The organism is Bacillus sp. NMTD17 (assembly GCF_002998735.1).
In the GTDB taxonomy this organism is placed as follows: domain Bacteria; phylum Bacillota; class Bacilli; order Bacillales; family Bacillaceae; genus Bacillus.
Window position 1 is genome coordinate 184942 of the sequence record NZ_PVRH01000004.1, and the last position, 14085, is coordinate 199026.

Annotated in this window: 4 protein-coding genes and 1 riboswitch; all 4 genes read left to right on the top strand. The window is 45.0% G+C overall.

Features of this window, described 5'->3' with window-relative positions:
* Window positions 1–2: 2 nt before the first annotated feature.
* The 4 genes from C6347_RS13365 to C6347_RS13380 all read left to right on the top strand — a co-directional run bounded on the left by C6347_RS13365 (window position 3) and on the right by C6347_RS13380 (window position 14072).
* On the top strand, window positions 3–1094 hold the full coding sequence (locus C6347_RS13365) for an ABC transporter ATP-binding protein (RefSeq protein WP_106037081.1): 1092 nt from the start codon (window positions 3–5) through the stop codon (window positions 1092–1094).
* Window positions 1094–1963, top strand: a complete 870-nt coding sequence (locus tag C6347_RS13370; RefSeq protein ID WP_034664145.1) for an ABC transporter permease — start codon at window positions 1094–1096, stop codon at window positions 1961–1963. The genes C6347_RS13365 and C6347_RS13370 overlap by 1 nt, the downstream gene beginning before the upstream one ends.
* Entirely contained in the window at window positions 1956–2759 is an 804-nt protein-coding gene (locus C6347_RS13375) for an ABC transporter permease (RefSeq protein WP_106031578.1), read from the top strand. The genes C6347_RS13370 and C6347_RS13375 overlap by 8 nt, the downstream gene beginning before the upstream one ends.
* A 369-nt stretch (window positions 2760–3128) precedes the next feature.
* Window positions 3129–3221: riboswitch (cyclic di-GMP riboswitch) on the top strand.
* 144 nt (window positions 3222–3365) lie between these two features.
* Entirely contained in the window at window positions 3366–14072 is a 10707-nt protein-coding gene (locus C6347_RS13380; RefSeq protein ID WP_181185467.1) for a non-ribosomal peptide synthetase, read from the top strand.
* The last annotated feature ends 13 nt before the right edge of the window (window positions 14073–14085 follow it).

Genomic DNA, 14085 nt, shown 5'->3' on the forward strand with positions numbered 1-14085 from the left:
GCATGAGTGGAATCCATTTAGAACATATCAGCCAGCATTTCGGCGAGCAGATTGCTCTTAACGATGTCAGTCTTACGGTGAATGAGGGAGAGTTTTTCTCCCTTCTTGGCCCTAGCGGCTGCGGAAAATCAACGTTATTAAACATCATTGGCGGTTTTTTAGAGCCAACAAAAGGTGTCGTCTATATTGGTGATCAGGATGTGACGACTTTACCGCCTTATCAAAGAAAAACGGGTATGGTCTTTCAAAGCTATGCACTCTTTCCGCATCTGACCGTATTTGATAATGTGGCGTACGGGTTAAAGGTTCAAAAGAAAAAGAAGGCAGAAATCAAAGAGAAAGTAATGGAATGTTTGTCTCTTGTGCAATTAGAGGCGTTTGCGAAACGTATGCCGCATCAATTAAGTGGTGGACAGCAGCAGCGGGTAGCGATTGCAAGGGCGCTTGCGATTCAGCCGTCTGTTCTTCTTCTTGATGAACCGCTCAGTAACCTAGATGCAAAACTTAGAAAGAATATGCAGACAGAGCTTCGAAATATTCAAAGGAATGTCGGAATTACAACCATCCTCGTGACCCATGACCAAGAGGAAGCATTAAGCCTTTCTGATCGGATTGGGATTTTAGGTGAGGGAAGAATCCAGCAGATTGGGACGCCTTTAGAGGTGTATCGCCAGCCAAACAATCGATTTGTTGCTGAATTTATCGGACAGGTGAACCTATTTGAAGCAGTATATGATGAAGCTAAAGCTGCATTTATCGTTCCTCATTTAACCCAGTCAAACGGGCAGCATGTTGAGTTAAAGGCTGCGGCACACCAAGAGAAGAAGGGGAATCATTTACTCATGCTCCGTCCAGAAAGAATCGGCATATCTTCTGAGTGGGAAGACGTTCAGCCCAACCATGTATCAGGCGTGCTGGCAGATGTCAGTTATATTGGTCACTCATTACGTTTGGTGGTGGGGCTCGATAGCGGTGAAATGATTGTCCATGCTTCTGATGCAGCATTTCCTGAACTGCCGAAAGCTGGAGAAGCTATTCATATCAATTGGCAGCCTGAAGATATTGTTTTCCTAGATTCGAAGGTGCACACGTGATGCGTATCAAGAAAAAGAATCAGCGATTTCATTGGTTCATGCTGCTGCCTGCGTGTTTGTTTCTTGTTGTATTTCTTCTAGCGCCGCTTGTGATGATGTTCGTCCTCAGTTTTCGCGATGTGGATTCAATGATGAATACATTACAAACATATAGCTTTTCTCAATATATTCATGTGTTCACGACAGATGCGTATGTGAAGGCGATTGGAAGTACAGTGTGGGTAGCCTTGCAGACAACGGTGATTTGTTTATTGATGGCATACCCCGCAGCATACGTGCTCGTCAAGGCACCTCATCCGCGTCTGCGGGCATTTTTCTATATCTTACTTGTCTCGCCGCTTTTGACAAGTGTTGTGATTCGGACGTTTGCATGGATTGTCCTTCTTTCGCAAAATGGTCTGGTCAATGGCATGTTATTAGATTTACATGTGATTGAAAAGCCGCTCTCTATGCTGTGGAATATGAATGCGGTGATTATTGCTTATGTTCAGGTCATGCTGCCTTTTGCAGTGCTGCCTATCGCGACGAGCTTAACCGATATGGATCGTCATTTACGACCGGCTTCTATGAGTCTAGGAGCTGGACGTATTCGAACCTTCTTTCATGTGACCTTTCCACTGACCATTCCAGGTATGGTGACTGGAGCTATTATTGTCTTTTCACTGGCGGCTGGGAGCTATATCACCCCGCTGTTAGTCGGCGGAAGGATGCAGCCTCTGCTGCCGCTGTCTATTTATCAGCAGGTCATGCAGGTGTATAACTTGCCTCTTGCTGCAGCGATGTCCTTTACGTTATTGGTTTGTGTGCTTGTGGTGGTCAGTTTATTAAGCTATCTATTGAAGCGTTGGGAGGCGAGGATGCATGCGTAAAAAATCATTAGGTGACCGCTTGCTTTCAATCCTGATTTGGACTGCTGGGTCATTGGTTTATCTCTTTTTAACCATACCTGTTCTTGTCATCGTCTTATCTGCTTTTAGTCCAAATGCCTTTCCTGAATTTCCGCCGACTTCGTTCTCCGTTCGTTGGTTTCAAGAGGTCGTGTCGAATCCAGAATGGATGGAGTCTCTGCGTATTAGTGTGATTTTGCTATTCATCGTAACGCCTCTCACGGTTCTTTTAGGCACGATGGCTTCGTATGCTTTAGCAAGGCTTTCCTTTAAGGGAAAGGAGGCCATCCAAGCCTTCATTTTGTCACCTCTTATGATTCCTCAAGTGGTGTTAGGGATTGCCATGCTTTATTTGTTTACGGCTATGGGGTTTACGGGATCTTTGTGGGCGCTTGTCATAGGTCACGTCATTATTGGCTTTCCCTATGTGGTTCGAACAGTAGGCGTCAGTGTCTCGAATTTGGACCCGCGGCTTGAGCTAGCTTCAATGAATCTTGGCGCAGGACCCATTCGCACATTCTTTCGAGTGACGCTGCCTTTGATTAAGCCAGGAATTATTGCAGGCGGGGTGTTTTCAGCTGTGACGTCATTTGGGGAAATATCGATCAGTTTGTTCGTTTCCTCTCCCCAAACCATTACGATTCCCATCAGGACGTTTAATTACATTGAGCAAACCTTTGATCCGAGTGTCAATGCGATATCTGTCATATTTATTATCATTTCTATCATTGCGTTGCTCATCATTGAGAAAACGATTGGCCTGTCTAAGGTGATGTAAATATAATGAAGAAACAAGGGAGCTGTCATTTGAAATGGCAGCTCTTTTTGTGTTGTTTTTACGGTAAATATTTTCAATTTTTCAGGGAATATAGTTCTTAAGATTTAAGAAATTTTGGAGAATGAAAGGAGACCTCTATCCTGCATTTTCGGTCATATTTGCAAATTTTAAGGGGAAACATGAAATTTTTGCGGTATTTAGTCGATTATTTTCGGTTGAACGCAACTATTATTAGTTATTTTCGGTAAATATCGTAAATTATCATGTGATTCATTCGGTATAACGCATGAATCTTTACACCCATTTTTCGGTGAAAAAAACAATAATTTCATATAAAGTGGACGTAAATAGAAAATATTTAAAAAGAAAAGAAGAAAAAGGCAAATCTATGGAAACGTAGAGACGCAAAGCCATGTCCTAAGGTAAATGTTGCTTTTTTACTATGGTCGGCAGGTTACCGAATCAAAATGGGAGTCCCTCCGTTTTATTCGGGGTGGGCTTCTTTCCGTATTGCGTCTATTTAATCAAATAGACTTGGTTCTTTTGATATAGAGGGTTCAGGGTGTCACATTGGTGGAGAAAACATAGAAGAGGCGGAGGATAAGAATGAATACAGTTTATTACCCCTTAACACATGCGCAAAAGCGAGTATTCTACACGGAAAGATTTTATCCAGGTACAAGTATTTCTAATTTGGGTGGATTCGCCAGATTGAGATCGGTATCAGGTTTAGATCCATCTTTAGTCGTTGACGTGCTTCAAGCGTACATTCGCCAAACTGACTCCCTTCGTTTGAGGCTGGTGTATCGACATGAGCAGGAGGAGCCTGTTCAATATATGAAGCCTTATGAAGAACAGCCGATTCGCATGGAGAAGGGCTGGAGTGAAGAAGAAGTGAGGGCTTGGGCGAATGAGCAAATCCGTGAGCCAATGCCGTTAATTGACAGCCCCTTGATTGAATTTACGGTCTTTCAAATCAGTGATCAAGAGTGCTGGCTGTTCTGTAAAGCACATCATATTGTGGCGGATGGTATCTCGATTATCTTGATGGGAAATCGCATTATCGACTTATACCAGGACATGCTGCACGGGGTAGACATCTCACCGGTTGAGGAGATTTCCTTCGTTGATCACATCATGAGTGAGCAAAGCTATGAAACTTCTAAACGTTTTCAAAAAGACCAAGCCTTTTGGAATGAGCAATTTGCCAATATTCCAGATTTCGCTTCTTTAAAACCGCATAAGGGATACGAGATGAGTTTACATGCGCAGCGATTTTCGGGGGATATTCCAGATTCTTTGAAGGAGAAACTTCGTGCTTTTTGTGAAGAGCAGAAAGTCAGTATGCTCTCGATGTTTATGTCCACTGTTTATGTATATTTACATCGTTTTAGCGGCATGGAGGATGTTGTTCTTGGAACCTTTATGGGCAACCGAACGAATGCCAAGGAAAAAAAGATGATTGGTATGTTTGTTTCCACGATTCCAATGCGTGCATCTGTTCAGGGGTCGCAAACATTTCTTGATTTCGTAAAACAGGTCATGGCGGATCAAATGAAGATCTTGCGTCACCAAAAGTACCCTTACAATCTCCTCATGAATGATTTGCGAGAAAGAGAAGGGTTTACAGGGCGCCTTTTTGATATTTCTTTAGAATACCAGGTCATGCAGTGGCAGAAAAAAGAGAATCTGTCTTTTATTACTGAACCGATTTTTAGCGGGAGCGGAATGAATGATATTTCAATCCATGTAAAGGACCGCTGGGATACAGATACATTGACCATTGATTTGGACTACCGTACAGATGTATTCACCGAAGAAGAAATCAGTAAGATGTTTGATCGATTTTTGATCATACTAGAGGCGGCGGTCTCTCAGCCTGACCAGCTGATCGGGACACTTCCTTTACTTCCATCAGATGAACAAAAGGAACTGCTGCAACTATCTGAGAGAATCCCGTTTGAAAAACCAGCTGAAAAACCGGTTCACCACATGTTTGATGAGACAGCAAATAAGTATGCAGAGCGGACAGCCGTTGTAGCGGAAAATGGAGCATTTACTTATGGAGAGCTGTATCAAAAGGCAGAAAAGCTGGCGCGGTTTTTACAAATGAAAGGTGTCTCGCGTGATGTGCCTGTTGCTGTCCTAATGGATCGGAAGGCAGATGCTATGGTGGCGATCTTCGGCATATTAAAGGCTGGCGGGGCGTATGTACCGATTGATCCGGCATTACCTGAGGAGCGCATTCAATATATTGTGGAGGATTCTGGTGCTTCCATTGTGTTAACAGAGGAATCGTTCGTTTCAACATACCGTGCCCTCTCGGAAAAAATGGTCGTTCAGCAGCAAATCGAATTAGATGATGGTCTGCTGCCTGAGCTTGTAAATCAGTCGGCACCTGAGGATTTGGCTTACATGATTTATACATCAGGTACGACTGGAAAGCCGAAAGGCGTCATGATTGAGCATCTTCAGCTGCATCATTTGGTCCATGCCTTGCATCATGAGATTTATCAAGGGGCGAGTGAGCTTCAAATGGCGCTTCTTGCACCATTCCATTTTGATGCATCGGTGAAACAAATCTTTGCTGCTCTTTTATTTGGGCATACGCTTCATATCATCCCGCGAGAAACGACGAGAAATGGTGTTCAATTAGCGGCTTATTATAAAAAACATCAAATTGAAGCAGCAGACGGAACACCGGCGCATGTGCAGCTTTTACTTGCAGCGGATTTGGACGGGCTGTCATTGACACACATGTTGATTGGGGGAGAAGCATTGCCTGCGAAAGCAGCACACTCTCTTATCGAAGCGCTTCGTATGAGTGAGCCTGATTTTACTTTGTGGAATGTGTATGGTCCGACTGAGACGTGTGTCGATGCGGCGGTTCATCGTCTGGAACTAAGTGAGCTGCGCGAATCATCTGAACAGCAGCGTTATGTGTCGATCGGAAAACCACTCGGTCATCACCGTCTTTATATTTTAAATGACCATGATCAATTACAGGTGCAGGGGGCTATTGGAGAGCTATGCATTGCAGGGATAGGTGTTGGACGAGGCTATGTGAATCAGCCTGAATTAACGGAGAAGGTATTCACGACAGATCCGTTTTCTCCACACGAGCGGATGTATCGAACGGGGGATCTAGTCAGATGGCTTCCGGATGGCACCATTGATTATCTTGGCAGAATGGATGATCAAGTAAAAATAAGGGGTTACCGCATAGAAACAGGCGAAATTGAAGCAGTGATGGAGCAGGTAGATGGAGTCGATCAAGCTGTCGTACTTGTGGTTGATGAAGCGGATGGGGAAAAGGCGTTAAGTGCTTACTATCAAGCTCGTCAAGAAGGTGTGTCAGTTGACATGCTGCAAGCCGCTATCAAACATCAGCTTCCAGCTTACATGATGCCGCTCTATTTCAAAGAGCTCGATGCATTTCCACTCACAGTCAGCGGTAAAGTCGATCGTCGTGCACTTGCTGCTTTAAAAGGCGACAAAGCAGTTCATGCTGTATATGTTGCACCTAGAAACGATCTCGAAACGAAGCTTGTGCGTTTGTGGGAAGAAATCCTTGGTCAAGAGAAGATGGGTGTATATGATTCTTTCTTCGAGCGAGGTGGTCATTCACTTAAAGCGATGACAGTACTCACACATGTTCAGCGAGACTTTCAGGTGGAAGTGCCGCTCTCCATTTTATTTGAACAGCAGACCATTGCTGCTTTGGCTGCCTACATTGAGCAAGCGGAAACATCTTCTGAAACGGTGATACCAAAAGCGCCGGCAGCAGACCACTATCCATTGTCACCTCCACAGCAGCGCGTTTATATGGTGAGTCAATTGGAACAAAGCACCGCTTACCATATGCCAGCTGTTGTGAGGTTAAAAGGAACACTGCAGCGAGAGAAGCTGACTGAAGCCTTTGAAAGACTCATCACACGTCATGATATGCTGCGTACTTCTTTTCATACGTTGAAAGGTGTTCCATGTCAGCAGGTAGCTCCATCAGTGCCATTTCAAATAGAGCAGCTGACAGGCGGCACGATGGAAGAAAATATGCAGCAATTTGTCAGACCTTTTGACCTTGAGTGTGCACCACTTCTTCGTATTGGCTTGAAGTCATTACATGATCAGGAGCACCTGCTCTTTTTCGATATGCATCATCTCATCTCAGATGGTCTTTCGATTGATTTAATGCTGCGTGAGCTGTCAGATGCTTACGAGGGATCGGTCAAAGCACCATTGAAGCTTCAATATCAAGATTATGCTGTTTGGCAAGAACAGCAAGATTTTCAAAAAGAAGAGGCATTCTGGCTGCAGGAATTTTCGGGTGATCTTCCTGCTTTACAGCTGATGACCGATTATCAACGCCCAGCGGTCCAGTCTTTCACAGGGGATCGTGTGATCAAAGAAATAGATGAAACGTTAAAGGAACAATTGCAGGGGCTTGCGGCAAAACACCACACGACACTGTATACGGTTCTGCTTTCTGCTTACTATACAATGCTTGCGAAGTGCACGGGTCAAAAGGAATTCGTGGTTGGAACACCGGCGGCAGGGCGTGTGCATGCAGACCTGGATGACATGATCGGCATGTTTGTCCAGACACTTGCTTTGCGGTCAGAGGTTGATCCGAATGGAACCGTGTCGCAGTTGATCGAGCAAGTTAAGGAAAAGACGATGCATGCATTTGAGCATCAGCAATATCCATTTGAACGGCTGCTTGAAAAGCTGAATGTACCAAGAGATTTTAGCCGTCATCCTTTATTCGATACCGTTTTTACACTCATGCCAGATCATGGAGCAGCCCAGCATATTGGAGAGATGCAAGTTGAAATTGAAGAAACCAATTTCCATATTGCAAAGTTTGATTTAACGCTGCAAGCGATGGAGTCAGATCAAGGTTTATCCTTTGTCCTCGATTACAGTACGGCGCTATTTAAACGAAGTACAGCCGAGCAAATGCTACATTATTATATGTATTTGCTGGAGCAGATGGTCCAATCGCCGGAGGAAGCGATTCGATCCTATCGATTACTGTCTGAACAGGAAGCGGAAGCTCAACTGAATCTGTGGAATCCGTTACCGACGCCTTATCCGGCAGAAGAAACCATTGTGACGCAGTTTGAAGCACAGATGCAGGAGCATGGTCATAAGTCTGCACTCCAATGTGAAGGTGTGATTCTTTCTTACCAAGAACTGAATGACCGAGTGAACCAGCTGGCTCATTATTTGCGTGAACATGGGTTTGAAAGAGGGATGAAAGCGGCCTTATTCTTTGAGCGATCTAATGAAATGGTACTCTCTGTTCTAGCTGTACTTAAGGCGGGCGGCGTCTATGTACCAATTGATCCTGATTTCCCTGATGAGCGCGTGAAGCACTTTTTGACAGACAGCGGTGCGCGATTCTTATTGACACATCAAGTGCTGCGCCATCGCTCGGTACTCGCTTCTTTCGAGGGAACCATCATCGAAACAGAAGATCAGGCAATTGACCAGCAATCAGACAGCCCTATAGATGTTGGTATTTTACCAGAGGACTTGGCGAATTTGACCTATACATCTGGTACAACAGGAAAACCTAAAGGAAATATGGTGACACACCGGAATATTTTGAGAACGGTGAAGCAATCAAATTATCTTACCATTCATCATGAAGACACGGTGATGAGTCTATCAAACTATGTATTTGATGCTTTTATGTTCGATGTGTTTGGTGCTTTATTAAACGGTGCGAAACTGATTGTTCTGCCAAAGGATCATATCTTAAACATGAATGAGCTTTCTGGAGCGATTGAGAAGGAAAAAGTCAGTATTTTAATGATCACGACAGCTCTTTTTCACTTACTCATCGATATGAAAAAAGACAGCCTGAAGAACGTCAGAAAAGTTCTGTTTGGCGGAGAGCGAGCTTCCGTGCCTCATGTCATGACTGCACTTGAAACGGTGGGGGAAGGCAAGCTTGTTCATATGTACGGTCCTTCTGAAAGCACGATTTTCACTACGTATTATCCAGTGAATCACATTGAGAAGCAGGCGTTATCCATTCCAATTGGAAAGCCAGTGAGTCAAACGGCTGTTTACATTGTAGATGAATTTGGACATGTGCAGCCGCCGGGTGTTGCGGGAGAGCTATGTGTCGCTGGTGATGGACTGGTGAAAGGATATTATGGGCAGCCAGAACTCACAAGCGAAAAATTTGTGGAAAATCCTTTCCGCCCTGGTGAGGTCATGTATAAAACGGGTGATCTTGCACGATGGCTGTCAAATGGAGAGATTGAATTCATTGGACGGATTGATCATCAAGTGAAGATTCGAGGTCAGCGTATTGAACTTGGAGAAATTGAGCATCAGCTGCTTCGCCATCCGCAATTGAAGGAAGCCGTCGTCATTGCAGCTCCAAATGACACATTATGTGCATATTTTACAGCCGAAGGGTCCGTCTCATTAACTGATTTGCGCGAGCAAGCAGGGCGTGAACTGCCTGTGTATATGATGCCGTCGTTCTTCATGCAATTAGACGAGCTTCCGCTGACGAATAACGGCAAGGTAGATAGGCGCGCCTTACCGGTGCCTGACCTAAGTGAGCAGGGGGTAAATGAGTACATCCCTCCTCAAACCGAAACAGAGCATCACGTAGCGCGCATTTGGGAGGAAGTTCTTGAAGTGCCGAGAATCGGCAGGGACGATCATTTCTTTGAATGCGGTGGCCATTCGCTGCGCGGCATGAAAATGCTGAACAGGCTGTATGAAGAGATGCACGTGGAGCTCACTTTGAAGTCTTTATTTGAATCTCCAACATTAGAGGCGTTTGCCTTTGCGGTTGAACAAGCGGATCAAACGGAGATCAAGCGGGTGGAGGTTGCAGAAGAAGCGGCCTATTATCCAGTGACATCTGCTCAGAAAAGGCTGTTTGTATTGGAGAAAATGACCGATGCGGAGCAAAGCTATCATATGCCGGCTGCTTTAAAGCTGGAAGGGGCCTTTGATGAAAAACGATTTGAAAAGGCGATTGAACAGCTTGTCCATCGTCATGAAGCATTCCGAACAAGCTTTGATTTCGTTCAGAATGAACCTGTTCAGCGGATTGAAACAAATATCTCTGTAGACATTGAAAAAATCGAAGGGAACGGACGAGACATACAGGAATTGATGAATGACTTTATCCGTCCATTTGATGTAGGAAAGGCGCCTTTACTCAGAGTAGGTCTAGTTTCTGTTTCCGTAAATGTCCATTATTTACTGATTGATATGCATCATATCATTTCAGATGGCGCATCTGTTGGCATTTTAATTGAGGAGCTTTCAGCCTTGTATCGAGGAGACAAACTAGAGGAATTACCTGTTCAATATAAGGATTATGCGGTTTGGTCAAAAAGTGAGACGTTTGCTGCACAAAAAAGAGCTGAAGAGGCATTTTGGCTGGAGCAATTACAAGGAGAGCTACCTGTACTGGCACTGCCGGAAGACCTGCCAAGACCAAAAGTGCAAACATTCGCAGGAGCGCGCGTCTCATTTACAATCAATGGGCCGCTTAAAGCGAAATTGGATGAGCTGGTCAGAGCGCTCAACAGTACGACGTATACAGTCCTACTCACTTGCTACAGTACCCTTTTAAGCAAGCTATCAAGACAAGAAGATATCATCATCGGTTCACCGATTGTGGGCAGAACTCACCCTGATATTCAATCTGTCATTGGTATGTTTGTGAACACGCTGGCACTTAGAACAAAGCCAGCAGGACATCTGACAGCTGCAGAATTTGCGTCAAATGTTCATCAACTTGTGTTAGAGGCAAATGAGCATCAGTTGTACCCATTTGAAGAATTGGTAGACCAAGTACAAACGGTTCGAGACACTAGCCGTCACCCAATCTTTGATGTGGTGTTCTCGATGGAAAATGCGGATATCCGTGATTTAACGATGGATGGACTTCACATCGTTCCAGAGCCATTTGAAGAAAATATCGCCAAATTTGATTTGACCTTAACTGGAAACGAATCGGCTGATCACATTGAGCTTGTGTTCGATTTTAATACTTCTATCTTTCAACAGTCTTCGATTGAAAAGTGGAAGGAGTTTTTCCTTCATTTATTGGAACAAATGGTATCAGCGCCAGATCAATCGCTAGATCAAATGCAGCTATTATCACCGAAGCAGCAGCAAAAACTGCTCAGTGAATGGTCAGGTCCTGTCCTAGACGTTCCGTCAGATCAAACCATTCATAAACTGATCGAGGCTAAAGCATTTGAAGCACCGCACCAAAAAGCGGCAACCTTCTGCGGAACAAGCTGGACGTATGAAGAACTGAACAGTCGGGCGAATACAGTCGCTTCAAGGCTCATCTCAAACGGCATAAAACGTGGAGATCGCATCGGCATTCTCACCCGTCCGTCCCTTGATATGACGGCAGCTGTCCTTGGCGTCTTGAAGGCAGGTGCGGCATTCGTTCCAATCGATGCGGATTATCCGGATCAGCGCATTACCTACATGCTGGAAGACTGCGGGGCAGAGGTTCTTTTGATGCAAAAAGGATTGACTGCACCATCTTCATTCACAGGTCATTTCCTATTGATAGAGGATGCCGTAAAAGGTGAAGCGCAAGAAATTCAGATTCATATGAAACCGACTGATCTCGCCTATATGATTTACACGTCTGGAACAACAGGACAGCCGAAGGGTGTCATGGTCGAGCACCAGTCCCTTGTAAACCTAGCGTTTTGGCACAATGATGCCTTCCAAGTGACCAATGCGGATCGAACCGCCAAATATGCCGGCTTTGGCTTTGATGCCTCCATTTGGGAAATGTTCCCGACATGGATCGCCGGCGCAGAGCTGCACATCATCGATGAAGCGATTCGTCTCGATATGATCAAGCTCAATGCGTATTTCAATCAAGAAGGTATCACCATTGCGTTCCTGCCGACCCAGCTATGTGAGCAGTTTATGTCGATGGACAATCACTCCTTGCGTTACTTACTAACAGGAGGAGACAAGCTAAAACAGGTAAAACCAGTTCCATATCAACTCGTGAATAACTACGGTCCGACGGAAAATACAGTCGTGGCGACAAGCGGGATTATCAATCCAGATCAAGGAACGCTTCCAATCGGAACAGCGATTGCCAATACACGTTTTTACATTATGGGTTCGTTATATGACCTCTCGCCGCCAGGCGTACCGGGTGAGCTTGTGATCGCAGGAAAAGGACTGGCTAGGGGGTACTGGAATCTTCCGGAGGAAACAGATAAACGATTTGTCCCAGATCCATTTTATCCAGGTGAGCGCATGTATCGCACAGGCGACTTAGTGAAATGGACAGAGGATGGCGAGCTGATCTATCTCGGCAGAAAAGACCATCAGGTCAATATCCGAGGCTTCCGTATTGAACTGTCAGAAGTTGAGGCGCAGCTCCTTGCGCTGGCGGAAGTCAAAGAAGCAGTCGTGACAACGGTCAAAGATGCCAGCGATCAAGATGCCCTTGCCGCTTATGTCATCACGGATGAAGAAACGACAGATCTCAAAGAAAGTCTAAAACGCACGTTGCCAGACTATATGGTGCCTTCATGGATCATCAAGCTAGACCAACTGCCGATGACGGCAAATGGCAAAGTCGATCTGAAAGCATTGCCAACACCAGATATGGAAGCCAACCAAACGGCTTACGAAGCGCCAAGAGACGAAGTCGAAACGCTTCTATGCGGCATTTGGGAAGACGTACTTGGCGTGAGCCAAGTCGGCATTCACGATCACTTCTTCTTCCTTGGCGGAGATTCGATTAAAGGCATTCAAATGGCAAGCAGACTCACACAAGCGGGCTGGAAGCTCGATATGAAACTACTATTCCAGTACCCAACGATTGCAGAGCTACGCCCATATATCGAAGAAGCTGATCAACTGACAGCCGACCAGTCACCTGTCGAAGGGGAAGTCATTTTCACACCGATTCAGCGCTGGTTCTTTGAGCGAAACTTTACGAGTCAGCACCATTGGAACCAATCGGTTATGCTCCAAGCGCCAAATGGTTTGGATGAAACCATCGCTCAGCAAGTGTTGGAGCAGCTTATGATCCATCACGATGCCTTGCGAATGGTGTATCCGATTGAAGAAGGACGCGTGATCCAGCGTCATCGAAAAATCGAAGAAAACTTGGTGGCTGTTGATGTAATGGAAGTACGAGGGGAACTGTCGGAGCAAATCCTGCAGGTAGAAAAGCTGGCAAATGAAGTGCAGGCGAGTATATCGCTAGCAGAAGGACCTTTAGTAAAGCCAGCTATTTTCCGAACGGATCAAGGGGATCATTTACTGCTCGCTGTACATCATCTTGTCATCGATGGTGTGTCATGGCGTATTTTCCTTGAAGATTTTATGGCTCTTTATGAACAGTCGAAGCGCGGGGAAATCCTGACACTTCCTGAAAAAACACACTCTTTCCAAGAATATGCCCAGAAGCTGACGGAATACGCGATGTCAGATGAGTTGCTGTCGGAAAGAGCCTATTGGAAAAAGGTACTTGCGCATTCCGTTACACCGATTCAAAAGGATTATGTGACAGAAGATCAGCGGATGCTTCATACACAGACCATTCGTTTTACATTGTCTGAGGAGGAAACACGCAGTCTGCTGACAGATGTACATGAAGCATATCAAACAGACATCAATGATATTTTGCTGACAGCACTTGGATTGTCCATGAAAGAGTGGACAGGTGAAGACAGACACTTTATTCATCTTGAAGGACACGGGAGAGAGAACATCCTCCCTGCAATCAATGTATCACGGACGATTGGCTGGTTTACAAGTATGTATCCTGTGTTACTGGATATGTCGCATGCAGACGATCTTTCTTATCAGATCAAGCATTTAAAAGAGGAACTCAGGCACATTCCGAACAAGGGAATCGGCTATGGCATATTAAAATATTTAACCCCTGACAAGATGAAGGACGATATCTCATTTGATCTCGCGCCAGATATCAGCTTTAACTATCTTGGTCAGTTTGATGAACAGATCAGCGGTGAGTTAAGCCGCTCAACGTGGCATCCAGGACAATCGCTGAGTCCTGAATCAGAGAAACCTCATGCACTTGATATTGTGGGATTCGTCGAACAAGCCATGTTCCATGTGACGATTTCTTATCATCAACTTGAATTTGAAGAACGTACGATGGAACAATTCAAGGATCTTCTTGAAAAGAATGTGAGGGCGCTGATTTCACATTGCGTATCACAGGAGGAAACCCAGATGACACCTAGTGATGTAGGGGATGAAGATCTCACGATGGATGAACTTGAAAAGCTAATGGATATATTTTAAGCAAACGAAGAGG

What these genes read in the sequence shown, in the direction of transcription:
- C6347_RS13365 (WP_106037081.1), top strand. Translation starts at nt 3, where the DNA reads ATGAGTGGAATCCATTTAGAACATATCAGCCAGCATTTCGGCGAGCAG.
- C6347_RS13370 (WP_034664145.1), top strand. Translation starts at nt 1,094, where the DNA reads ATGCGTATCAAGAAAAAGAATCAGCGATTTCATTGGTTCATGCTGCTG.
- C6347_RS13375 (WP_106031578.1), top strand. Translation starts at nt 1,956, where the DNA reads ATGCGTAAAAAATCATTAGGTGACCGCTTGCTTTCAATCCTGATTTGG.
- C6347_RS13380 (WP_181185467.1), top strand. Translation starts at nt 3,366, where the DNA reads ATGAATACAGTTTATTACCCCTTAACACATGCGCAAAAGCGAGTATTC.